The organism is Acinetobacter sp. YH12200 (genome assembly GCF_013418175.1).
In the GTDB taxonomy this organism is placed as follows: Bacteria; Pseudomonadota; Gammaproteobacteria; order Pseudomonadales; family Moraxellaceae; genus Acinetobacter; species Acinetobacter pseudolwoffii.
The window spans coordinates 26442-49667 of record NZ_VPCO01000020.1; the positions used below are offsets into that span (position 1 = coordinate 26442).

Here is a 23226-nt window from a genome sequence, read left to right on the forward strand (position 1 = left end):
TATTTTAGGAAAATGTAATGAGCCTTTTTATTTCGACTGCTCACGCTGCAGGTGAAGCTGCACAACAACCCAGCATGATGGCGAACCTTTTGATGATTGCGGTTTTTATTGCAATCTTCTATTTTTTGATCTGGCGCCCTCAATCTAAACGTGCCAAAGAACATCGTGCTTTGGTTGAAAGCCTTGGTGTTGGCAGTGAAGTCGTTTTTGCAGGCGGATTAATGGGCAAAATCACCAAGATTGAAGGTGACTTCGCAGTGGTTGAATTGAACCGTGGCGTAGAAGTTAAAGTTCAGCGTGCGAGTGTGATTTCAGTCCTTCCTGAAGGCACTTTAAATAACCTTTAATCAAAAATAGTCGTGCCCTTGCACGACTTTTTCATTTTAAGAAGAAAATAAATGCGTTACCCAGCATGGAAATATGTACTGATTCTAGTTGTACTAGTCATCAGTACCTTATATGCCCTGCCAAGTTTGTATCCAGATGAACCTGCTGTACAGATTTCGGGTGCCAAAGCCGGTACTCAAATTGATGCAAGCATCGTACAAAAAGCAGAGCAAATTTTAACAACTGAAAATATTGCCACCCATGACAATAGCTTTAGCAACAATGCTGCCTTATTACGTGTAGATTCAAGTGAATTGCAACTTAAAGCCAAAGAAGCTTTACGTCGCGGATTAGGTGATGATTACGTGGTTGCATTGAACCTTGCCCCGACCACGCCGGAATGGCTGCAAAAAATTGGTGCCAAGCCAATGAAGCTGGGTCTGGATTTACGTGGCGGTGTTCACTTCTTACTCGAAGTGGACATGGACAAAGCGATTGCGCAGCGCATGGAAACCTCTGCGACAGACCTACGTCGTCAGTTGCGTGATAACAACCTGAAATTTAATAGCCTGAACTTAAGCAGCAACACCATTGTGGTGCAGTTTGCCAGCAACGATGATCGTGCTGCAGCAATGGACTTCTTGCGCCGTAATGGCAATGAGTTTACCCAGCAGGCTGTTGCGACTGATACCGGCTCGACTTTACGTTTGACTTATACTGATGTACGTAAGCAAGAAATCGAGTCTTATGCAGTCAACCAGAACTTGACCACCTTACGTAACCGTATTAACGAGTTGGGTGTGGCAGAAGCATTGGTGCAAACCCAAGGCAGCAACCGTATTGTGGTTGAATTGCCGGGTGTACAGGATACTGCAGAAGCAAAACGTGTCTTGGGTCGTACCGCAAACCTTGAGTTTCGTCTGGTTTCTGACCTGAATGATCAATATATTGATCCATATACCGGTCAGGCGACTGGCACATTGCCACCAGGTACAGAAGTATTCGCTTATGAATCCCTGGACAGTGGTCGTCAGCTGCTTTTGAACCGCAACCGGATCTTGACTGGTGAACGTGTTCAGAATGCATCTTCTGGCTTTAGTCAGGACACCGGCGGTGCTGAAGTCAACATTACGCTAGACAGCGCAGGCGGCAAACTGATGTCGGATGCGACCCGTAATGCGGTTGGCAAACGTATGGCGGTACTGTTCATCGAGAACAAACAGCGCATTAGCTATGTGGAAGACCCTGCGACCGGTACTCAAACTGAAGTTCGTACCCCATATACTGAATCTGTCGTGATTAATGCTGCAACTATTCAGGCGGTACTCGGCTCTCAGTTCCGTATTACTGGTCTGGATTCTCCGCAGGAAGCTGCTGAACTTGCCTTGATGCTACGTGCAGGTGCTTTGGCTGCACCAATGTACTTTGTCGAAGAACGTGTGATTGGTCCAAGTCTGGGTCAGGAAAACATCGACAAAGGGGTACTTTCAACGCAAATCGGCTTCATTCTGGTGGCGATCTGGATGGTGGTATTCTTCCGTCTGTTTGGTGTGATTGCCAACTTTGCTCTGGTCTTTAACCTGGCCATGCTTCTTACCGTCATGTCATGGATTGGTGCTTCTCTGACCCTTCCTGGTATTGCCGGTATCGTGATTACCATCGGTATGGCGGTCGATGCCAACGTACTGATCTGTGAACGAATACGGGAAGAGATGAAATGGGGTGCCTCGCCGAAACAGGCGATCGTGGCGGGTTATGATCGAGCCTATAACACCATTTTCGACTCGAACCTCACCACCTTCCTGGTTGCATTTATTCTGTTCGCGATTGGTACAGGTCCGATCAAAGGCTTTGCCGTGACCCTGATGATTGGTATCGTCTGCTCGATGTTTACTGCCATTACAGTGACCCGTGCCGTGGTACAGATCATTTATGGCAAAAAACGTAACTTGAAAAAGTTGAGCATTTAAGGAGATCGATGATGACTGAAAATACTCAACTGAATCAGAAACAGTATGGTCGCCCTGAAGACGAACGCGTCATTCCGTTTATGAAGATTGCTTTGCCTGCGGCATTGTTGTCTATCTTCTTAACGGTTGCGAGTCTGTTCTTTATTGCCACTAAAGGTCTGAACCTGGGTCTGGACTTTACCGGTGGTGTGGCAGCCGAGCTGAACTATACCAATCCGGTCAAACCGGAGGATGTTTCCAAGGCACTCAGCCAGGCTGGCTTCAACGATGCCGTGGTGCAGACTTTGGGTTCAGAACGCGACCTGATGGTACGTATGCCCGTTCAGGAAGACATTGAAGCTGAAGACCTGACCAAAGCGGTCACAGCAGCGGTTCAGCTGCCAAATAATGCGGCAGAGGTACCGAAGCTTGATGTGGTCGGCGGACAGGTGGGTAACGAGCTTTATGTTCGTTCTGCTGGTGCTGTAGCACTGGCGCTCTTACTGATGCTGGTCTATGTCACCATCCGCTTTGAGCTCAAACTGGCGATCGGTGCAGTACTGTCGCTGTTCCATGACATCGTGGTGACCCTCGGGATTTTTGCCATGACGCAGTGGCCATTTGACCTGACGGTACTTGCGGCACTCCTTGCGATCATTGGTTTCTCACTGAACGATAATATCGTGGTCTCTGACCGTATCCGTGAGAACTTCCGTAAGATTCGGGGTGCAGAACCGCTTGAAGTGATTAACATTGCCCTGACCGAAACCTTACGCCGTACCATTCATACCTCTATGACGCTATTGCTGGTTGTTGTTGCAATGATGCTCATGGGTGGTGATGGCCTGAAATGGTTCTCGATTGCGATGTTTGTCGGCGTTTTTGTCGGTACCTACTCTTCAATCTATATCGGGACTGGATTTGCACTTTGGCGTGGTTTAAACCGTCAGGACTTTATCGTACAAGTCAAGCCAGAATTTGAAGACGAAAACCAGATTCCCTAATCTGATATTTCATTTTCATCGTTCAGCCCGTCCTAGGATGGGCTGAATTATTTCTGCTGTTTGAATGTTGAAGTAGCCGGCAGAATCGCAATCACTGGATGGATTTTTTCAATATCTGTTTTTTGGAAAATGACTTTCCGATTTTCATCCAGACTTCGAAATTCATAAACATCCTGAGCTTCGCCCAACTCTTCTAAAATGAGCTGCAAGCCGTTGGCCAGATACACACAGCACATCCCCAAAACTGGCAACTCTTTATCACAAACCAGCCACCAGTCCGGTTTCAGACTGGGAAAATAATAGCGCTCTGCCACCTGAATCGCATAATGCTGTGCTTGCAGATGAAAAATATCCGGATTGAACGAAACCGTAGAATCTATGGGATTGAGTTTAAAGGCCTGCTGCTGTACCACCTGCATCTGAAACAAAGCGACCTGTTCTATAGCTGTAGCAAGTTCAATCTTCGGCTCGACCGTCTGATCCAGAATTAAACGGGCTAAGCCAAGCTGCTGTTCCAGTTCCCTTGCCGCCTTCTCCCCGATCTGACGTTTGCTATTCAGTAACTGTGCGATATAGGCAGCAGACAAGCCAAAATGCTCGCAGATCTCTTTGCCGGTTTTAAATTGCTGGGTGTCAATCAGCTGATCAATCACTTTTGTCAGATGATGTCGTCTTCGTTCAAATATTTCTGGCGCACTCATATCCATCTACTGATCTTTTTTTATCCATTTTATTCAAATACCTTACAATAAAAAAGCCCGCAATCAAATTGCAGGCTTTTCAACTGATTTCATAGGAATTTAAGTACCCTGTACCAGACGACGGGCACTAATAATCCCCGGTTGCTGCTCAAGACGAGCCAGCAGCTTGGAAAGTTGCGCCAGGCCTTTGACTTCAATCAACAGCTTCATATTGGCGATACCATCCGCTTCCGAAATGGTATTGACCTGACGGATATTGATCTGATCGGAGAAAATCACTTGCGTCAAATCTTTGAGCAGACCACGTCGATCATAGGCTTCCACCACAATCTGTACGCTCTGGCCACGAGTCGGCTGCATTTCCCAGTCGGCTTCTACCGCACGTTCAGGCTCTTGGGTGATCATGCGCACATAGTCCGGACAAGCCACCTTATGAATGCTTACCCCACGATTCAGGGTGATATAGCCAGCGATCGACTCACCATGCACCGGTTGGCAACATTGCGCGACATGCAGCTCTACGTTATCCAGCCCGTCAATCAGAATACCGTGCGCTGACAGGGTATGACTGGCACGCGGATTCAGCGCTGGCTTCAGCACCAGCTCAGGTTCATCCTGATCCAGATGCATATGACGATTCACCTGATTAATCAAGGCATGCAGGCTGATATCACCATTGACCAGATTCACCAGAATGTCATCACCAGTTTTGACATTAAAATGATTGCAATAATCACTCAAATCGATCGATTTTGGATGAATCGCCAGACGTGACAATTCTTTATTCAGCACTTCACGGCCGACTTCCAGGTTTTTACTGCGGTCCTGTTGACGGAACCAGTGGCGCAACTTGTCGCGCGCACGTGCAGTCTTGATATAACCCAGAGAGTTAACCAGCCAGTCCCGATTCGGCTCACGGTCTTTTTTGGTCAGAATCTCGACCTGTTCCCCGGTTTTCAGGGTATAGGTCAGTGGCACATAGCGCTGATTGACACGCGCGGCATAGCATTTGTTACCAACTTCGGTATGCACATGATAAGCAAAGTCGAGCACAGTTGAATCACGCGGCAACTCTTTGATATCACCATCACGACTAAACACATAAATTTTTTCGAAGCCTTCGAAGTCTTGAATATGTTCGAAGTTTTCGATTTCATCTTCTGCTTCTTTATGTGCACTGGACTCATTGCGTTCCTGATAATGCTCGAGAACTGCGCGTAAGGAATGCAAACGATGGTTAAAAGAATGATCGGTGGTTTTCGAGCCTTCTTTATAATTAAAGTGCGAACACACCCCCAGCTCTGCTTCTTCATGCATGCTGTAAGTACGAATCTGCACTTCAAGTGATTTGTTCTCGGCAATTACAGCCGTATGCAGGGAACGATAGCCATTGGCTTTTGGATTGGTAATATAGTCATCAAACTGATGCGGAATATGTCGCCAGATCTGATGTACAATCCCTAAACTGTGGTAACACTCCGGTACGCTCTTGACCAATACCCTTAAGGCACGAATATCATAGAGCTGGTCAAAACTCAGGCTCTTGCTTTTCATTTTTCGATAAATCGAATAAATGTGTTTTACGCGTCCGTTAATTTCAGCTTCGATGCCATATTCAGACAATTCATTGCGTAATTTATCAATCACGAATTGAATATATTGCTCTCGCTCTAAACGTTTTTCATTCAGTAAAGAAGCAATTTCTTTATAACGTTCTGGCGCAAGATAACGGAAGGCCAAGTCTTCCAGTTCCCACTTTAACTGGGCGATGCCTAAACGGTGCGCCAGTGGTGAGTAGATCGTCAGAATTTCTCGGGCAACCCGCTCCTGACGTTCACGCGAGGAATTGGTCAGCTCACGCAAGGCATAGGTACGCTCTGCCAACTTCACCAGAACCACACGCACATCTTCAGTCACTGAAATCAGCATTTTATAAATGCCGGACAGATGTTCACGCTGATTATTATCGAAATGGTCTTCCAGACGTTTATTTTTTTCGATCAGTTCAGACAGTTTACCCATGGCCAGCGTGCCCTTGACCAGGCTATGCACTTGCTCACCAAATTTTTCTAACACTTCAGTCAGTGGCATGACGCCTTCACGCACCGAACGATAGAGCATGGCCGCAGACAGGGTATCTTCATCGACATGCAGATGTGCCAAAATATCTGCCATCTCAATACCGGTATAAAAGGTATTGGAACGATGCTGAACCGTACTTTGCAGCTCTCTTTCTAATGTTAAGTGGGCGACTTCTTCGAGCTGCTGTAAAGGTGCCCCATCTAATATGCCACGAACCCGATCCAACCACTCAGTCAGATCGTGGTGTGCTTGTTCGGCATGTTCTACAGTCGTCTCCTGTGACAACTCATTGAGTCGTCCAGGGAGTTGCTCACGTACTGTGACCATACCCTTCTCCTACTTGTAAATACATCATTTCTTCAATCGTTCATTTAATTTTCTTTTTCGAACAATGCAATCGATTCAACATGCCCAGTATGCGTGAACATATCCATCACTCCGGCTTGAGTGAGGCGATAACCCTGTTGTACCAAGAGCCCTGCATCTCTTGCGAGTGTCGCAGGATTACATGACACATAAACGATTCTTTTTGCGCCAAACTGAGGAAGATAATGCATGACTTCTTCTGCGCCAGCACGTGGCGGGTCAATCAATAATGCATCAAAACCTTGATTTGCCCAAGTCTGGTGCGAGAAATCTTTGGTTAAATCTTGTGAATAAAAAGCAACTTGGGCAATACCATTATTTTTGGCATTTTCCGCACCGCGTTGCACCATTTCTTCACTCCCTTCCACCGCAATCACCTGACCGGATGTGCCTACACAGCGTGCCAGTGCTAGAGAAAAGTTTCCTAATCCACAAAATAGATCCAGAACCCGCTCACCCTGTTGCAACTGTAGCAAATTACATGCCAGCGCTACCATTTGCGGATTGATAGTCGAATTCACCTGAGTGAAGTCCACAGGATTAAAACCGAATTTCACATCAAAGTCATCAAGACTATAGTGCAAGCGCGCCGCGGCATCTGGAGCATCAATTCGCGAGAGTGTATCTTTGCCGGCAGGCTGCACATACAGTTGCCAGCCTTTCTGTAACGTAAATTCGCGCAATTGGTTGACATCAGCCACTGATAATTTTGCAGTTTCACGCACCAGTAAGGCAATATCCTGATCCCCCATGGCCAATTCTATATGACCAATGTCAGCCTTGCCATTGAGACTTTGCAGCAATTGTTTAAGGCTTGTAAGCGATCCAAATTCACGATCCAGAATCATGCAGCGATCAATCGAGGTTAATTTATTGCTTTGATTCTCACGAAAACCCACCACCAATGTGTCTTTAGCCGGCAGATAACGCACTCCGATCCGGGCTTTACGGCGATAATCTTCACGCTCGGAACGTAGCGGTGCAAGCCACTGCACAGGCTGGATGCCAGCAAAATGCTGTAAATGCGATTTCAGCACATTCTGTTTTAGTTCAATCTGTGCATCGGCTGCGATATGCTGCATATTACAGCCGCCACAGACCCCAAAATGTGCACAGATCGGCTTGACGCGAATTTCGGAAGCTTCGCTGAGTAATTCAAGACTGTCAGCTTCTTCCAGTTTTTTAACTTCACGGGTAATGCGAGCACGCACGGTTTCACCGGGCAAGGCATAACGGATAAAGACTTTCTTGCCGTGTTTATGCGGTGGATGATCCGGGTGTGAACCATAATGAGCGATGCCACGTCCCTCATGCGAAAGTGACTCAACCTGAAAAATGTACTCGGGTTGCTGGGTAGGACGTGTGTGTGCTCGATGCTTCATGAAAACCTAGGATGTGGGAGTTGGAAAATCAAAACGGGTAAAGTCAGTTCTTTGTGACGTTTCACGCCAAACCGATAAAAAGTCCGCATGCTGCGGTTGGGTATGCAAATATTGAATCGTACTGTGCAGCAAATGCTGATAATCCGGCAATAACAGCTGTCCTTTTAACAACAGCCAGCGGATATAGACCAGCCAGGTATTCAGCACATCGCCTTCACAATAAGAGGTCAGTTCGGTCCATTGCTGATTGCGGACATATTCAGGAACCCGATAGGCCCCGTCACCGCGTTTACCCGGATAACCCAGCAAATGTGCAACATCGTCCAGCTTCTGGAAATGACGCGCATGGAACATGGCCATCACATCCATTAAGTCGACATGACGATGATGGTAACGATTCTGGTAGTTATTATAACGCTTTTGCGTGTCAATTTCGCCCTGATCGAATAGACTCGGTGCAGAGAGTCCATGATACATGGCACGGTATAAAATCACCGGTAAATCAAACTGTGAACCATTCCAGCTGACCAGCGTCGGATGACGCTTATCAAAAATCGATAAGAATTTTCTTAAAATTTCCGCTTCAGAATGCTGTTCCCGGCTAAAAGAAAACAGCTTCATGCCCTGCTCATCGATCCATAAACCGGAAATACAGACAATTTCATGCAAGGGCGGACGCTGAAAATCAGAGCCTGAATCCTGACGGCGCAGTTTGGTCAGGGCCTGATCCAGATCTGCTTCAGGCAAGTCCAGACCAAATAAATGCGCGCCTGATTTGAGATCGGTTTGGGTTTCAATATCGAAAGTTAAAACAGGCAGGCGCATAACACAGTGCTCAAATAATTATTCAGAATCTTGCACAGAGAATAACCCTGTAGACAAGTAACGGTCACCACGGTCACAAATAATACACACAATGACGGCATCCGGATGTTCTTCCGCCAGCTTTATGGAAGCCCACACTGCACCACCAGATGAAGTACCAGCACTGATGCCTTCTTTCTGCGCCAGCTTACGCATGGTTTTTTCAGCTTCAATTTGTGGAATATCGATAATACGATCCACGCGACTGCGATCAAAAATGGTCGGCAGATATTCTTCCGGCCAGCGACGGATTCCGGCAATGCTTGAACCATCAGATGGCTGTAAACCCACGATCTGAATCTCCGGATTCATTTCCTTCAGATATTTCGAGACACCCATAATAGTGCCGGTTGTACCCATAGAACTGACAAAGTGGGTAATCTTGCCACCGGTTTGCTGCCAGATTTCAGGACCTGTAGTCAGATAATGTGCTTCGACATTATCCGGATTGCCAAACTGATTCAGTACCAGACCCACGCCATCATTTTGCATTTGAGCGGCCAGATCACGTGCACCTTCCATGCCTTGTTCTTTGGTAACTTCAATCAGCTCGGCACCATAAGCACGCATCGCATCCTTACGTTCCTGACTCATATTGTTCGGCATGATCAGCTTCATTTTATAGCCACGCATCGCTGCGACCATCGCCAATGCAATCCCCGTATTTCCGCTCGTTGCTTCAATCAGGGTATCACCCGGCTTGATCTGTCCACGCTTCTCGGCCTGCATGATCATATTATAGGCCGGACGGTCTTTGACCGATCCTGCCGGATTATTGCCTTCGAGTTTCGCGAGTACTGTAGCTTGAGTGTGACTTACCAGACGCTGTAAACGCACCAGTGGCGTTTTGCCGACATAGTGGTCTAACAAAAATTCATCTGCTTGAAAATCGGGGGTGGTATTACTCATTGTGTGCACCTATATCGAGGTGCGGCTATTGTATGAAAAAATGCTTTTCCCTGCATCCATTTAGCACTGCTTTTTCAGGAAACTCTCTAAAACAGACTCAGTATCCTGCTATAAACTTCATTTCCCTGTGATTTAGCAAGATCAAGCAGCTCAGCTGTGAATATAAAAGCGTTATTTTCAGCCCCGGACTTTCAGACGACTGAAGTCTTCATCGCCCGCTTTTCACTGTATTTCAGCAATCATTTAACTGAAATCTCTTGTATTTTTAAAGGTTGATCTGAACCCTTATAAAAATAATGCTTAAATTTTAACTGTCGATTTAAAGCATGCTAATATGCCAGACATAAAGAAAATACTGCTTAAATCATGTCAACGATCAATAAAAAGCTGTTTAAACGCCTACACTTAAATCACGCCTATGGACAGTTGATTGCGCTGATTTTTGTGCCGATTACTATTTTGGCCTGTGTTGGCGCGATGCTGGTGTTGACTGAAACCTCGAATGCCGCACGTGCCCAGCAAAAGCAGATGGCAATTGCCATTATGACGCGTTTTCAAGGCACGTCTGAGTATGCACTGGATATTTTAAGCCTGTATCCCTGGCAATATGATCAGGCCCACAATGCCATGCAGAATATGCTCAATGAAAAACATCTGGTTCGGGCAGCCATTCTGGATGACAGTGGCAAGAATCGTTTAGGTATCGGCTTTCAGGAACAGGCCGCTTGGCCCGATTTTGATAAAAGCGGTAACTTTATTGGCCCGATTCTGCATAAAGACAATCATATTTATGCCATTAAAGTGAATGAAAACAGTTTTTCTAAAGGCTGGCTGGCAATTGAACTGGATAATCAGCCGCTGGAAATTGCCCGTTACCGGGTCTTGATCGTGTTGATTGCGACCGGTCTGTTGACCTTATTGCTGTTATTACTCTGTCTGAATTTCTACTCACGGCGCTGGATTGCACCGATGTATGAAATTCGCATGCAGCTGCAACGCCTGAATGCCGACACCCTGGGTCAGCATATGGTGATTAACAGCACTGGAGAACTGCGTTTATTGCAGCGTGATATCGCCAATGTGGTGAAACGTCTGCATTTCAGCTTTCTGGAACTGCGCGAACATACCGAACAGACCGAAGATGATTTACGCCGTACTCTGGACACGTTGGAAGTCCAGAATATTACCTACCGTCAGGCACGTGACCAGGCAATCTCGGCCAATCAGGCCAAGTCGGTATTTCTGGCCAACATTTCCCATGAGCTACGTACCCCGCTAAACAGTATTGATGGCTTTATTCATCTGCTCTTGCGTCAGGGCAATCTCAGCAATGAGCAAAGCTTATATTTGCAGACCATTCGTAAATCTTCGGCGCATTTGCTGGCACTGATTAATGATGTACTGGACTTTTCCAAAATTGATGCCGGCAAACTGGAACTGGAAACAGCAGCTTTTGATCTGGAAGAAGCCATTTTTGATGTGATGGACATGCTCTCGCCACTGGCCGCGCAAAAACATATTGATATGGCGTTTTACTATGCGGACAGTGTACCGAAACATGTGATTGGCGATGCCTTACGTTTTAAGCAGATTCTGACCAACCTGATTTCCAATGCAATCAAGTTCACTCCGGATGGCGAAATTATTGTCCGGGCACGCATGGAACATGATGGCATCGATCGATGTGTCTTGCATTTTAGTGTACAGGACAGCGGCATTGGCCTGAGTGGTACCGATCGTAAAAAATTATTCGAGTCTTTCTCACAGGGCGATACTTCGGTCACCCGTCAGTTTGGCGGTACAGGGCTGGGGCTGGCCATTTCCAAACAGCTGGTCAGCCTGATGCATGGCCAGATTGGTTTTGAAGATAATCAGGAACGTGCCCCAACCGAAAAAGGCTCAACTTTCTGGTTTACTGCACAATTCCTGGTCGATGAAGATACTGTAATTGAACATCCAGATTTCAATGAATTGACGGTGGTGTCTTATCTGGCCCATCCGGCAACCGCGAACGTCTTGCGTCATTATCTGGAAAATTATCAGGTCAAGCATATTGAATGCGCATCGATTCTGGATCTGTTTAGCCGCCTGAATCATCTACAGAATTCTGAAAACACCTGGCTCATCGTCGATCATAGTGGCGACAGCGAAGTCCTGTTACGCGAGATCCGCTCGCGTTATCAGGGTCATTTGGCCGTATATGGTTATCAGATGCAACTCGATCCAAGCATGCTGAACGACCATCGTGCCCGTGCTCTGCATCAGCCACTCAGCCGCAGTGCCTTGATTCAGCTGCTGGGCAATCAACCGGTCTTCGATCAGGAACAGCATGAAGACTTTAATGGTCAGGGTCTGCATATTCTGGCCGTCGATGACCATTTGCCCAACCTGATTGTTCTGGAAGCATTACTCGCTGAACTGAATGTCACCACCAGCAAAGCCCTGAGCGGACAGGAAGCGATTGATATCATCCAGCGCCGTTATGAGCAGAAACAGCCGGCTTTTGATCTGGTCTTTATGGATATTCAGATGCCGGTGATGTCGGGAATTGATACCACACGTGCGATTCGCTCACTGGAATCGACCTTTGAAAACCATAACCGACTGCCGATTATTGCCCTGACTGCACATGCGCTGTCAGATGAAAAACATAAGCTGCTGCAAAATGGCATGGATGATTATGTCACCAAGCCGATCCAGATCGAGCAGATTGTGCAGATTCTGACCCACTGGACCACCGAACATTTTAAACGGCTTCCAGTGCTGGAACGCGCCCATGTGATTGATGCACTGGATCCGAATATTCTGGACTGGCAGCAAAGCCTGCAACTGGCAGCCAATAAGGAAGATCTGGCAGTAGACCTGTTGCGCATGCTGGTCGACAGTTTTGCCGATGAACTCACTGAAATGCAGCAGTTAATTGAACTGGAAGATTTCCCGCAACTGGAACATGTCTTGCATCGTTTATATGGTGCAACCCGCTATGTCGGCGCACCGACTTTGCAGAAAGTCACGGGCGGATTTGAACAGTTCGTTTCAACCCTGCGTAAAGAACGTCGCAAGGCCGACGAAAACTTTGTTCAAGACGTGCTGAAACATTTTGATGAACTTAAAGCCGTGGTCGAACAAGTTGAACAGGCCGCCCAGCAAATTCTGAAACAACATTTGAATTAAAACTTGAAGCTGCTCAGTCCGTGACTTAGAAAGTATGACTGAGCTGTCATGTAAGCTCACGGGCCGCATGTTATGCTCGGCTCAGGAAAATAAGGAAGAATGCCATGTCACTCGTGCGCTTGGAAAAAAATAACGGCATTGCCACAGTTACACTGAATCGCCCGGATAAACGCAATGCCATGAGCTTTGCCCTGCTGCGTGAACTGGTTGCGACTGCGCAGAAAATCAAAAAAGATAAAAGTATCCGTTGCGTCATTTTAACCGGTGAAGCGCAGGTGTTTAGTGCCGGCATTGATCTGGCCGATTTAAATAATCCTAAAAATCGTGCCTATGCGGCCTGGGAGTTAATCCGTCCGGGTCAGAGCCTGTTCCAGAAAGCCTTTCTGGTCTGGCAGGAATTACCGGTGCCGGTGATCGCTGCGATGCAGGGCTTCTGTTTTGGCGCTGGTATGCAGCTTGCTCTGGCCGCAGATATCCGTATTGCACATCCTGATACCAAAATGTCGATTATGGAAACCCGTTGGGGACTGGTACCAGATATGGGGCTCAGCCGTTCGCTGAAAGGCCTGATTGGGATTGATCTGGCCAAAGAACTGACTTTGACTGCCCGGATTTTTGACGGTGCCTATGCCAAAGAGATTGGTCTGGTTACCCATGTGGATCAAGAACCACTGGCACGCGCACAAGCATTGGCTGAGGAAATGCTGCAACGCTCTCCGGATGCCCTGATGGCCTCTAAGTTTGTACTGGATGCCATGCAGCATCGTCCAAATAAATCTTTACGTATGGAAAAAATCTGGCAGCTGAAATTATTGCTAGGTAAAAACAGCCAGCTGGCTCGTAAAAAGGACAAGAATCCGGAAGTCCAGTTCGTGCCACGCCAATATAACTAAATCGAGTTAGAGTCCAAGCAAGGAATAAGAAAAAGCATGCAGTTAAATCGCGATACTAAGATTGCCTTTTTGGGTATGGGCCTGATGGGACGCCGGATGGCGACCCGTCTACTACATGCAGGTTTTCAGGTTGCGGTATGGAACCGTACCCCGGCGGCTTGCCATCCCTTAATCGACTTGGGTGCAACTGCGCTGTCTTTGAATCAGATTGCGGATTATCCAGTGATTTTGACTTGCTTGGCAGATGATCAGGCGGTGCAATCGGTCTTTGAGCAGATCGCGCCGTATTTGGTTGCCGATCAAATCATTGTGGATTTTTCCAGCCTTTCGGTGCAGCAAACTCACGCGCTTGCAGCACAAGCACAGGCCAAACAGGTGAGCTGGATTGATTCCCCAGTTTCAGGCGGTACCGCAGGTGCTGAACAAGGCAGTCTGGTGATTTTTGCCGGTGGTGATGCCGCAATGATTGAACATCTTGACCCAATTTATGCAGCACTTTCACAGCGCGTCACCCGTATGGGCGACACCGGTACTGGTCAGGCGACCAAAATTTGTAATCAGCTCATTGTCGCAGCCAATAGTACCCTGATCGCGGAAGCAGTGGCATTGGCGGGCCTTGCAGGTGTAGATACACGCCTACTGGCACCTGCCTTGGCAGGTGGTTTTGCCGATTCCAAACCTTTCCAGATTCTGGCACCACGTATGGCCACACAAACTTTCGAACCGGTGCAATGGAAAGTGCAGACCTTATCTAAAGATCTGAACAATGCCGTGCAACTGGCCCAAAGCTTTGATCTGAATGTTCCGGTCGCGACTCAGGCCTTATCACAGCTGCAAATCCATCAGGCCCAGGGCTTTGCCGAGGCCGATCTGGCCACTGTGATTCAACAGCTCAAGCACGCATAATTTTTACTTTTGTAATACCCTGAATGTATAAGGAAAATACATGATTAAACTTGCCGTTAACCTGTCGATGATTTTTACCGAAGTGCCACTCATCGAACGCTTCGCGCTGGCTCGAGCACAGGGCTTTAATCATGTCGAAATCCAGTTTCCTTATGAATTGACGATTGGCCAGATTCAAAATCAGCTCAGCATCCATCAACTGAACTTATGCCTGATTAATGTGCCTGCCGGTGATTTAATGCAGGGCGGCCATGGCCTGGCCGGTATCCCGGGGCGGGAAATCGAGTTCCGTCATGCTGTTGAACAAGCTATCCAGTATGCCACGGCCTTAAATGTACCTCGGGTCAATATTCTGGCCGGCAAACAGCCTCTGGATTGTGACCTGTTGCCCTGCCTGAATACGCTGGCAAGTAATCTGAAAATAGCCTGTTCAATGCTGCTCGAGCATCAAATTGAACCGGTCTTTGAAATGGTCAATGGCACCGATATGCCACATTTTTTGATTCAAAATGTTGCACAAGCTCAGGAAATGCTGGAAGCGGTCAATCATCCGGCCTTAAAAATGCAGTATGACTGCTATCACATGGCGATGATGGGCGAAGATGTACTGGAAAATTTAAAAGAAAATATTCACCTGATTGGTCATATCCAGTTTGCGGATTGTCCGGGACGACATCAACCCAATACGGCGTCTATTCAATATCATGATATATTTCAGTGGTTAAAACATAGTCAATATCAAGCTTATGTCGCTGCCGAATATAAGCCGATGCAGCATTCCAATGACTCCTTTGTCTGGAAAGCTGAGTTCTTTCCGGAGCATGACTGAGTGGACTGCGGCTTCATTTGAAATTCAGCACTAAAACCGCTATATTAGACCATGCATAATTGTTAGGAAATTACACACCCCATGAATTTAGAACCATCGCCCAGCGCTTCTAATTCTCACGATCTTACTATGAATTCAAATTCTCAAGCTGTACAGGACTGCTTAAAAGTCGTACATGCTGCACTTGAAGATGTAAAAGCAAAAGAAATTGTTGAGCTTGATGTCAGCGGTATCAGTAATGTGGCTGATGCTATGGTCATTGCAAGCGGCACATCGACACGTCATATCAAATCACTGGCCAATAACGTTGCTGAAGAAGCACGTAAAGCTGGCTTCCGTCCGCTTGGTATTGAAGGCGAACGTGATGCTGAATGGATCCTCATCGACCTCGGTTATGTAGTGGTTCATTGTATGCTTCCAACAGCGCGTAAATTCTATGATCTAGAAAGCTTATGGCGCAATCCTGCAGATACAAACTCTGTAGCGTAAAATCGAATATTCAAAAAAGCGACCTGTGTAGGTCGCTTTTTTATTGCCTGTTCATCGGACTTTATAAGCGTTAATACAACTCAAGCTACAGCTATTTTTCTTTAATTTTCATCTTGTCTTATGCACCGATTTGATGGGTATTTTAGGATAAATTCATCATAAACATAGACGTTCGATGACCGCTCAATCATCTTTTTTCCAAAATATAAAATATAAAATATAAAATAAAAAATAAAAAATCCCCCTTTATTAAAGGGGGACTTAGGGGGATTTAAATGATTAGTGACCCGTACCATTAATCGCTTTGGTCATATCTTCCACCACTTTCTTGGCATCACCGAAGATCATCATGGTCTTGTCGTTATAGAACAAGTCATTGTCCAGACCTGCATAACCGGTCGCCATTGAACGTTTGATTACCATAATAGTACGTGCTTTATGCGCTTCCAGAATCGGCATGCCATAAATCGGCGATGTTGGATCATCTTTGGCTGCTGGGTTGACAACGTCGTTTGCACCAATCACCAGCACCACATCCGTTGCCGGGAAGTCAGAGTTGATCTCATCCATCTCTAAAATATCTTCATACGGCACATCAGCTTCAGCCAGCAATACGTTCATATGACCTGGCATACGACCTGCCACCGGATGAATTGCAAAACGTACGGTTACGCCCTGCTCTTTTAAGATGTTCGCAAGTTCTTTGACCGCATTCTGTGCACGACCTTGCGCCATTCCATAACCCGGTACAATCACCACGCTGTCCGCATTTGACATGAGGAAGCCCGCATCATCTGCTGAACCAGAACGGTGGTTACGTTGTACCTGCTCACCCGCACCTGCTGTCGGCGCAGCTGTACCGCCCATTGCGCCACCAAACAGAACGTTGATGATTGAACGGTTCATGGCTTTACACATGATATAAGACAGAATCGCACCTGAAGAACCGACCAGTGAACCTGCCACAATCAGCATGTTGTTTTCAAGCGTGAAACCAATCCCGGCTGCAGCCCAACCAGAGAATGAGTTGAGTAGCGAGACCACCACCGGCATATCACCACCGCCGACAGGTGCAATCCATACCCAGCCAAAGACCAGTGCAAGTGCTGTCATTGCCCAGAATGCGGTCATATTCCCTGTTGAGAAGAACATGAAACCAAACACCAACATGGCAATAAAGATGATGGCCTGAACAGGTTTTACCCATGCGCCAGAAATGGTTTTTGCCCATTTCTTCGCAGCCAGTTTTCCATAAGCAAAGACTGATGCTGTAAAGGTAATTGCACCGACAAAACAACCCACGAACAGTTCAAATAAATGAACACGGCTCATTTCATGGAAATTGACGCCATTGGCCGCCAAAAGGTCTGGACCGAGTTCAATCAGTTTGTTGTTATGAATAATTGCAGCAATCGCAATCAAGACCGCAGCCAGACCCACCAATGAGTGCATCAGCGCCACAGTTTCTGGCATTTGGGTCATAGGGACAGTACGCGCACGGGCAATACCCACCACCGCACCTGCTACCATTGCGCCCACAATCATCCACACCACAGGATTATCTGCAACAAAGAAGGTGGTCAATACTGCAATCGCCATGGCGATCATACCGTAACGGTTACCTTGGATTGCAGTTTTAGGACCTGATAAACCACGTAGCGTCAGGATAAAAAGAACGGCACCAATCAGGTAGAACCAATCCGCATATTCTCGAATCATTTCCATGGATTAACCCTCTTTTTTCTTTTGCTTAGGTTTAAACATTTCCAGCATACGAGCAGTCACGGCAAAGCCACCGAAAATGTTAATGCTCGCCAGGAATACTGCAATTGCGCCAAGTACGCTCACCACGTTAATGGTCTGGAAATCCACGCTGCCTTCAACGCCGATCACCGGCAGACCAACAGTCTGGATCATTGCACCGACAATAATGATCGATGACAAGGCATTGGTGACCGCCATCAACGGCGTATGCAATGCTGGCGTTACCCCCCACACCACGTAGTAACCTACGAAAATGGCAAGGACAAAAATCGTAATTGTTTCAACCATGAGTCTTCTCCTTAACCACGTTTCAGCAGCACTTGGCCGGCATGAGTGACAAGTAGGGCTTTTTGAATTTCTTCTTCTGGATTCAGGACAAAATTCTTATCGGCATCAAACAGCGTTTCGACAAAATTAAACACGTTACGTGCATATAAAGCCGATGCTTCAGTCGAGACTGTCGAAGGAATATTGGGAATACCGAGAATTTTGACACCATTGCCGGTATGCACAGTTTCACCGCATTTCGAACCTTCAACGTTACCGCCCGATTCCACTGCCATATCTAAAATGACTGAACCCGGTTTCATTTTCGCCACTGTTTCAGCACGGATTAAACGCGGTGCATCACGGCCGGGTAAAAGCGCTGTGGTAATCACAATGTCAGCATTTGATACGGCTTTATCCACAATGGCAGCCTGATCGCGGATGTATTCCTCACCCGGCATCCAGCCATAACCATTCTTGGCCGCATCCGCCGCTTTTTGCTGCTCTTCGGCAGACATCGGCACGTCCAGCCATTTACCGCCCAATGATTCCACTTGATCTTTTGCTGTTGGACGCAAGTCTGTGGCTTCCACAATAGCGCCTAAGCGTTTTGCAGTGGCAATCGCTTGCAGACCCGCGACACCGACCCCCATGATCACCACACGGGCCGGTTTGACCGTCCCCGCAGCCGTCATTAGCATCGGGAACATGCGCTGGTATTCAGCCGCAGCCAAAAGCACCGATTTGTATCCTGCAAGGTTGGCTTGAGAAGACAAGACATCCATGTTCTGCGCACGAGACAAGGTCCGTGGCAAAAGTTCCAATGCAAATGCAGACACGTTCTGTGCCGCAAATTGGTCAAGCTCAGTATTACGGTAAGGATCAAACATCGCCACGATGGCGGTGTTCGGATTGAGTTTTTGAATTTCCTCACCTTTCGGTGCACGAACTTTTAAAATCAATTGACTGCCGGTGTAGGCATCATCCGTAATTTTGGCACCAACTTGTTCATAGGCGCTATCGATATAGGCAGCTTTAAGCCCTGCACTACGTTCGATAATCACGCTATGTCCTGCGCTGATCAATTTCTTTACTGTCTCTGGCGTCGCAGCGACGCGATTTTCACCGACAACAGTTTCGGCTGGAATTCCGATCTGCATGAGCGTTCCTCAAGCTAATTTTTCTTAAGTAAACATCGCTTAAACGATGCTTCCCCTCAGGATGTGTTCTTGTTGAATTTTTGGATTCTAATCAAACTGTTTGAAATTACTACCTACTATTTATTTAATAAATGCCTATATATTGAACTGATGATTCATAAAAATGTTGCTGTACTGGTGCGTGGCTTATATACGCCAAATATTTATATTTGATTATTTTATAAACGATATTCATTCACCTGAATGAAAACCTGAAAATGCGCTCGGCTGATAAGCCGCCTACTTGAGATTTTTTTTGTTACATTGATCTTTCTGACCAAAATTCCTGTTTTGGTTCTTTATGCTACCCGTTTCTGAATAGGTCTCTCTGCTAAGGACAGCGGCACTTTAGCTCTCCAAGTTTTCTAAATTTGACTTTATTGACAAATAAAGAACTTATTCCCGATAAGCTATCTGATCTGTAAAGTAATACCTTTTATTCAATTTAGTTATGATTTAACACCCATCGAGCTAGGGTTGAATTGATGGATGTGACACAACGAGATCTGTGGGTCTAAGGGTCACTTATCTCTAAAATGATCAGACCAAGAGGAACAAAAATCTTGCTGACCATTTATTATATTAATGTCATAAACCGAATAAGTGACTAAAATAAAGTTTATGCACCATATCTGCGCATAAAATGAGAGCCATTATTTAATTTTTTTCATTTTCAGGGGATTTTCCGTTCTTTCTTTGTCCTATGCATTGTAATAAAGCCAGCTATTGATCAAAAATCTGGCAACCTGATTATTCCTGACTGGTTTTCTAAGATCTTTTCATTGAGTCATTGTAATATTTTTCTACTTTTAAAGCCTAAAGTTCTCACTTATAGTGCCTTTCATTCCTGCATCAATGCGCTGCTTGTTTTAAATTCTCCTCGGCTTAGATAAGGTTGCTGCTATGAACACGCCCCTCGATATCAGTCAAAACAAGCCCTTATTATGGCTGATGGCGATTGCCTGTGGTTTATGTGCCGGCGCCAACTATTATTGCCAGCCACTGATTTCATCGATTCAGCAATATTATCAGGTGCCGGAATCACAAGTGGCACTCACCGTTACCTTTGCTCAAATCTCTTATGCATTAGGCCTGCTGTTTATTGTACCTTTGGGCGATATGCTGAATAAAACCAAGCTGATTCCCTTTCTCATGCTGGGTGCAGCTGCAGGTTTATTTATTTGTGCCAGTGCAATAAACCTGCCGATGCTGTGGGTTGGCACCATCATTGCCGGGTTGTTTTCCGTGGCTGCACAGATTCTGATTCCCCTGGCCACCATGGCGGTCAAACCGGAAAAAACTGGAGAAGTAGTGGGTTTCCTGATGAGCGGCTTGCTGGTCGGTATTCTGCTCTCGACCAGTATTGCGGGATTATTGTCCGACCTGTTTCACTGGAAAATGATCTATATCGTCAGTGGCATCAGCATGCTGGCTTTAAGTTTTTATCTGCGAGGAAAATTACCGAGTCTGCCACGTCTAAGAATCAGCTATGCAGCGATTTTCAAATCTATGACGAGCTTATTAACACATGAACCACGACTGGTCTTGCGCTCTCTTACCGGTGCCTGTGCTTTTGCCGCCATGAGCATGCTGTTCTCGACCATTGCCCTGCTGCTGACCCAAGAACCTTTCCAGCTGTCTGATGTCATGGTCGGTCTGGTGACACTGGTCGGCGTCTTTGGTGCATTGTCGACTCAATTTATTGGCAAATGGGCCGATCGGGGCCATATCAAAACCTTGAGCTGGATTGGCTGTTCGATCCTGATTGGGAGCTGGCTGTTCCTATATTTTGGTGCGGTATCGCTGCTGAGCTATATTCTGGGCTATGGACTGATTAATCTGGGGTTGGCGATTACGCATAGCTGTAATCAGAATGTGATTTTCCGCCTGCGCCCGGATGCCAAATCACGGGTCAATTCACTGTATATGACCCTGTACTTTATTGGCGGTGCCTGTGGTTCAGCCTTAGGGGTTTATGCCTGGCATCATGGGGGCTGGAGCATGACCTGTATTGCAGGACTCGGGCTGGCCCTAGGCGCTACCCTATTCGCCTTACTGGATCAATGGCATCACGCCCGGACAGCAGCCTAGATGCTTAACTATACTTAGCTGACTTGAGCCGCTGGATAGAAAGGTTTATTTAAATCTAGAGCAACTGAATTTTCCAATAAAATACAGATAAAGACCGGCAGCAAAGCGGCCAGAATCCGGCAGCTTTCCTCGAGTGACTTGTGATTCAGGGAACTATGATAGGTAACTCCGCCCTGCATGAGCTGATGATGTAATGTATATAAACGACGAAACACCCCGACTAAAATTTCGACAGAATTTCGCTCATTTAAAGCATGCTGTATGATTTTTTTCTGTGTTTCCAGTTCAGCATTACAGCTTTCCAGACTAATTTTCTGGTGACGATAATCCCAAAAACTTTGTTCCATATAGGGGTTCGCTAAGAGTGAGTGGATTGGCTGACTGTACTTTTCCCAGACAATATGATTAATCTTCTGGTCCAGATCATTTTGGCAAAGTATTTCTAGAAATTGATGCAGCTTATCCTTTCCCTGAACCCGATCATCCTCTTCTGCATAAATAGCCTGAAAACCAATCCATAGACTGATGAATTTAAAATCCAGATCTTGATCCAAGTCTAGCGCTTTTTTAAACCAGCCTAAGCCACGATGAATTTTTAAGTTAAAATGTGCTGAATTTTGTGCTTTATGGCTTTTATAAATCTCCTCCAATAACAGCATAATTATTCTCCTTATTTCTATCATTTTTTATATTGGTGTTTCTACTATCAAAATATACCATTCTGGAATGACTTGGAATTCTAATTTTATTTCTTGTTTTATGTCCTGGACTTACTGGCTTGACTCAAGTTCGCCGGGTCGTTCTGCTGATTTTATGCTAGTATTACGCCCTCTTTTTTTGCGATGTTGGCCTAGCGAGCTTGGGCAAAAAAAAAATAATCTTTGGGTGATTTATTCATCCCTTCTTCTTCCATTTCGTTAAGGCATAATTTTGAATGACTGATCTGACCACCATTGAAAATAAACTTCAACCACGAATCAGTGTTGCCCCGATGATGGATTGGACCACCAAAGACTATCGCTTCTTTGCCCGTCTGTTTAACCCAAATGTGATTATGTACACTGAAATGGTCACCACAGGTGCCATCATTTATGGGGATGCCAAACGGCATTTGGACTTTAACACCGAAGAACAGCCGATCGTGCTACAACTTGGTGGCTCGAATCCTAAAGATCTCGCGACCTGTACCAAGATGGCACAGGATTGGGGTTATAACGAAGTCAATTTAAATGTGGGTTGCCCGAGTGACCGGGTACAGAATAATAAAATTGGGGCCTGCCTCATGGCTGAACCCGATTTAGTCGCGGAATGTATTGCTGAAATGCAGCATGCGGTGGATATTCCAGTGACTGTAAAACACCGGATCGGGATTGATGATATGCAGTCTTATGAAGAAATGCTGCATTTTGTCGATACCGTAGCCAAAACCGGCTGCAATAATTTTATCGTACACGCGCGCATTGCCTTATTAAAAGGTCTATCGCCTAAAGAAAACCGCGATGTGCCGCCCCTGCGTTATGAAGATGTTTATCGCCTGAAGCAGGATCGTCCTGATCTGCTGATTGAAATCAATGGCGGGATCAAGACCTATGCCGAAACGCTGGAACATCTCAAACATGTCGATGGCGTGATGATTGGTCGTGAAGCCTATCATAATCCGTACTTATTGGCTGAACTGGGCCAATTGTGGAATCTGGATGCACCGGATCGTTTCGAGATCATGCAACAAATGCTGCCTTATATTGCCCAGCGCATGGCAGAAGGTGCACCATTGTCAATTATTAGCCGTCATATTTTAGGACTGTTCCAGAACTTGCCGGGTGCACGTAAATGGCGTCAGGCACTAAGCGGTGGCAATGCCAAAACCTTGAAAGATGTGGAAACTGCGCTGTTTAATATTCAAGAAGCAATGCAACGTACTGAAGACTATGTGCGTGAACATCAGCAAGTTGAATCCTAAATACGAATTTAAAAGTCTAATCGATATAAAAAAGCACCGATCATCGGTGCTTTTTTATAGAGATGAGCGA

The 23226-nt window shown here is 46.2% G+C and carries 19 protein-coding genes; 10 read left to right on the forward strand and 9 right to left on the reverse strand.

Annotation, left to right across the window (positions count from 1 at the left end; translation table 11 throughout):
• The first annotated feature begins 17 nt into the window (after nucleotides 1–17).
• From yajC to secF, 3 genes are read left to right on the forward strand one after another with little or no spacing between them, the layout of a single operon-like run.
• Nucleotides 18–347 carry a preprotein translocase subunit YajC gene (yajC, locus tag FTU90_RS12385; protein ID WP_005098077.1) on the forward strand — a complete coding sequence of 110 codons (330 nt, stop codon included), beginning with the start codon at nucleotides 18–20 and terminating at the stop codon, nucleotides 345–347.
• Between the two features lie 51 nt (nucleotides 348–398).
• Nucleotides 399–2297 carry a protein translocase subunit SecD gene (secD, locus tag FTU90_RS12390; RefSeq protein ID WP_005168609.1) on the forward strand — a complete coding sequence of 633 codons (1899 nt, stop codon included), beginning with the start codon at nucleotides 399–401 and terminating at the stop codon, nucleotides 2295–2297.
• An 8-nt stretch (nucleotides 2298–2305) separates the two neighbouring features.
• Nucleotides 2306–3280 carry a protein translocase subunit SecF gene (gene secF / locus FTU90_RS12395; RefSeq protein WP_171509130.1) on the forward strand — a complete coding sequence of 325 codons (975 nt, stop codon included), beginning with the start codon at nucleotides 2306–2308 and terminating at the stop codon, nucleotides 3278–3280.
• A gap of 47 nt (nucleotides 3281–3327) precedes the next feature.
• Here the strand turns inward: secF and FTU90_RS12400 are convergent, their stop codons facing one another.
• The 5 genes from FTU90_RS12400 to cysM all read right to left on the reverse strand — a co-directional run bounded on the left by FTU90_RS12400 (nucleotide 3328) and on the right by cysM (nucleotide 9584).
• Nucleotides 3328–3981 carry a hypothetical protein gene (locus FTU90_RS12400; protein ID WP_159138807.1) on the reverse strand — a complete coding sequence of 218 codons (654 nt, stop codon included), beginning with the start codon at nucleotides 3979–3981 and terminating at the stop codon, nucleotides 3328–3330.
• 99 nt (nucleotides 3982–4080) lie between these two features.
• Nucleotides 4081–6390: a bifunctional (p)ppGpp synthetase/guanosine-3',5'-bis(diphosphate) 3'-pyrophosphohydrolase gene (locus FTU90_RS12405; protein ID WP_005098082.1), complete on the reverse strand. Its 2310-nt coding sequence runs from the start codon at nucleotides 6388–6390 to the stop codon at nucleotides 4081–4083.
• A 44-nt stretch (nucleotides 6391–6434) separates the two neighbouring features.
• Nucleotides 6435–7811: a 23S rRNA (uracil(1939)-C(5))-methyltransferase RlmD gene (gene rlmD, locus FTU90_RS12410; RefSeq protein ID WP_005098083.1), complete on the reverse strand. Its 1377-nt coding sequence runs from the start codon at nucleotides 7809–7811 to the stop codon at nucleotides 6435–6437.
• 6 nt (nucleotides 7812–7817) lie between these two features.
• The gene (locus tag FTU90_RS12415; RefSeq protein ID WP_005098085.1) at nucleotides 7818–8636 is read right to left on the reverse strand and encodes a 3'-5' exonuclease; all 819 of its coding nucleotides are present in this window, start codon (nucleotides 8634–8636) and stop codon (nucleotides 7818–7820) included.
• An 18-nt stretch (nucleotides 8637–8654) separates the two neighbouring features.
• On the reverse strand, nucleotides 8655–9584 hold the full coding sequence (gene cysM / locus FTU90_RS12420; protein WP_005098086.1) for a cysteine synthase CysM: 930 nt from the start codon (nucleotides 9582–9584) through the stop codon (nucleotides 8655–8657).
• A gap of 366 nt (nucleotides 9585–9950) precedes the next feature.
• Between cysM and FTU90_RS12425 the strand changes: the two genes are divergently transcribed.
• The 5 genes from FTU90_RS12425 to rsfS all read left to right on the forward strand — a co-directional run bounded on the left by FTU90_RS12425 (nucleotide 9951) and on the right by rsfS (nucleotide 15875).
• Nucleotides 9951–12758, forward strand: a complete 2808-nt coding sequence (locus tag FTU90_RS12425) for an ATP-binding protein (RefSeq protein ID WP_159138806.1) — start codon at nucleotides 9951–9953, stop codon at nucleotides 12756–12758.
• Nucleotides 12759–12862: 104 nt separating this feature from the next.
• Nucleotides 12863–13651: a crotonase/enoyl-CoA hydratase family protein gene (locus FTU90_RS12430; RefSeq protein WP_100329837.1), complete on the forward strand. Its 789-nt coding sequence runs from the start codon at nucleotides 12863–12865 to the stop codon at nucleotides 13649–13651.
• A 36-nt stretch (nucleotides 13652–13687) separates the two neighbouring features.
• Nucleotides 13688–14557 (forward strand): NAD(P)-dependent oxidoreductase, encoded by an 870-nt coding sequence (locus tag FTU90_RS12435; RefSeq protein WP_159138805.1) that lies wholly within the window; start codon nucleotides 13688–13690, stop codon nucleotides 14555–14557.
• A gap of 40 nt (nucleotides 14558–14597) precedes the next feature.
• On the forward strand, nucleotides 14598–15386 hold the full coding sequence (locus FTU90_RS12440) for a hydroxypyruvate isomerase family protein (protein ID WP_180072737.1): 789 nt from the start codon (nucleotides 14598–14600) through the stop codon (nucleotides 15384–15386).
• Between the two features lie 81 nt (nucleotides 15387–15467).
• Complete coding sequence (gene rsfS, locus FTU90_RS12445) at nucleotides 15468–15875, forward strand: ribosome silencing factor (RefSeq protein ID WP_005098092.1); 408 nt, start codon at nucleotides 15468–15470, stop codon at nucleotides 15873–15875.
• 279 nt (nucleotides 15876–16154) lie between these two features.
• Here rsfS and FTU90_RS12450 read toward each other — a convergent pair whose 3' ends face one another.
• From FTU90_RS12450 to FTU90_RS12460, 3 genes are read right to left on the reverse strand one after another with little or no spacing between them, the layout of a single operon-like run.
• Nucleotides 16155–17600, reverse strand: a complete 1446-nt coding sequence (locus FTU90_RS12450) for an NAD(P)(+) transhydrogenase (Re/Si-specific) subunit beta (protein WP_005098093.1) — start codon at nucleotides 17598–17600, stop codon at nucleotides 16155–16157.
• A gap of 3 nt (nucleotides 17601–17603) precedes the next feature.
• Nucleotides 17604–17927 carry a proton-translocating transhydrogenase family protein gene (locus FTU90_RS12455; RefSeq protein ID WP_004281642.1) on the reverse strand — a complete coding sequence of 108 codons (324 nt, stop codon included), beginning with the start codon at nucleotides 17925–17927 and terminating at the stop codon, nucleotides 17604–17606.
• Nucleotides 17928–17938: 11 nt separating this feature from the next.
• Nucleotides 17939–19066: a Re/Si-specific NAD(P)(+) transhydrogenase subunit alpha gene (locus tag FTU90_RS12460; protein WP_180072739.1), complete on the reverse strand. Its 1128-nt coding sequence runs from the start codon at nucleotides 19064–19066 to the stop codon at nucleotides 17939–17941.
• Between the two features lie 942 nt (nucleotides 19067–20008).
• Between FTU90_RS12460 and FTU90_RS12465 the strand changes: the two genes are divergently transcribed.
• Complete coding sequence (locus FTU90_RS12465; RefSeq protein WP_180072741.1) at nucleotides 20009–21196, forward strand: MFS transporter; 1188 nt, start codon at nucleotides 20009–20011, stop codon at nucleotides 21194–21196.
• A 14-nt stretch (nucleotides 21197–21210) separates the two neighbouring features.
• Here FTU90_RS12465 and FTU90_RS12470 read toward each other — a convergent pair whose 3' ends face one another.
• Nucleotides 21211–21855 (reverse strand): hypothetical protein, encoded by a 645-nt coding sequence (locus tag FTU90_RS12470; RefSeq protein ID WP_180072743.1) that lies wholly within the window; start codon nucleotides 21853–21855, stop codon nucleotides 21211–21213.
• Nucleotides 21856–22130: 275 nt separating this feature from the next.
• On the opposite strand from FTU90_RS12470, the gene dusA reads away from it, so the two are divergent.
• A complete protein-coding gene (gene dusA / locus FTU90_RS12475) occupies nucleotides 22131–23156 on the forward strand; it encodes a tRNA dihydrouridine(20/20a) synthase DusA (protein ID WP_100535415.1) in 1026 nt (341 codons plus the stop codon).
• Nucleotides 23157–23226: the final 70 nt, after the last annotated feature.

What these genes read in the sequence shown, in the direction of transcription:
- FTU90_RS12460 (WP_180072739.1), bottom strand. Translation starts at nt 19,066, where the DNA reads ATGCAGATCGGAATTCCAGCCGAAACTGTTGTCGGTGAAAATCGCGTC.
- FTU90_RS12440 (WP_180072737.1), top strand. Translation starts at nt 14,598, where the DNA reads ATGATTAAACTTGCCGTTAACCTGTCGATGATTTTTACCGAAGTGCCA.
- FTU90_RS12400 (WP_159138807.1), bottom strand. Translation starts at nt 3,981, where the DNA reads ATGAGTGCGCCAGAAATATTTGAACGAAGACGACATCATCTGACAAAA.
- rsfS (WP_005098092.1), top strand. Translation starts at nt 15,468, where the DNA reads ATGAATTTAGAACCATCGCCCAGCGCTTCTAATTCTCACGATCTTACT.
- rlmD (WP_005098083.1), bottom strand. Translation starts at nt 7,811, where the DNA reads ATGAAGCATCGAGCACACACACGTCCTACCCAGCAACCCGAGTACATT.
- FTU90_RS12405 (WP_005098082.1), bottom strand. Translation starts at nt 6,390, where the DNA reads ATGGTCACAGTACGTGAGCAACTCCCTGGACGACTCAATGAGTTGTCA.
- secF (WP_171509130.1), top strand. Translation starts at nt 2,306, where the DNA reads ATGATGACTGAAAATACTCAACTGAATCAGAAACAGTATGGTCGCCCT.
- FTU90_RS12465 (WP_180072741.1), top strand. Translation starts at nt 20,009, where the DNA reads ATGAACACGCCCCTCGATATCAGTCAAAACAAGCCCTTATTATGGCTG.
- cysM (WP_005098086.1), bottom strand. Translation starts at nt 9,584, where the DNA reads ATGAGTAATACCACCCCCGATTTTCAAGCAGATGAATTTTTGTTAGAC.
- FTU90_RS12425 (WP_159138806.1), top strand. Translation starts at nt 9,951, where the DNA reads ATGTCAACGATCAATAAAAAGCTGTTTAAACGCCTACACTTAAATCAC.
- FTU90_RS12450 (WP_005098093.1), bottom strand. Translation starts at nt 17,600, where the DNA reads ATGGAAATGATTCGAGAATATGCGGATTGGTTCTACCTGATTGGTGCC.
- dusA (WP_100535415.1), top strand. Translation starts at nt 22,131, where the DNA reads ATGACTGATCTGACCACCATTGAAAATAAACTTCAACCACGAATCAGT.
- FTU90_RS12430 (WP_100329837.1), top strand. Translation starts at nt 12,863, where the DNA reads ATGTCACTCGTGCGCTTGGAAAAAAATAACGGCATTGCCACAGTTACA.
- FTU90_RS12415 (WP_005098085.1), bottom strand. Translation starts at nt 8,636, where the DNA reads ATGCGCCTGCCTGTTTTAACTTTCGATATTGAAACCCAAACCGATCTC.
- yajC (WP_005098077.1), top strand. Translation starts at nt 18, where the DNA reads ATGAGCCTTTTTATTTCGACTGCTCACGCTGCAGGTGAAGCTGCACAA.
- FTU90_RS12435 (WP_159138805.1), top strand. Translation starts at nt 13,688, where the DNA reads ATGCAGTTAAATCGCGATACTAAGATTGCCTTTTTGGGTATGGGCCTG.
- FTU90_RS12470 (WP_180072743.1), bottom strand. Translation starts at nt 21,855, where the DNA reads ATGCTGTTATTGGAGGAGATTTATAAAAGCCATAAAGCACAAAATTCA.
- secD (WP_005168609.1), top strand. Translation starts at nt 399, where the DNA reads ATGCGTTACCCAGCATGGAAATATGTACTGATTCTAGTTGTACTAGTC.
- FTU90_RS12455 (WP_004281642.1), bottom strand. Translation starts at nt 17,927, where the DNA reads ATGGTTGAAACAATTACGATTTTTGTCCTTGCCATTTTCGTAGGTTAC.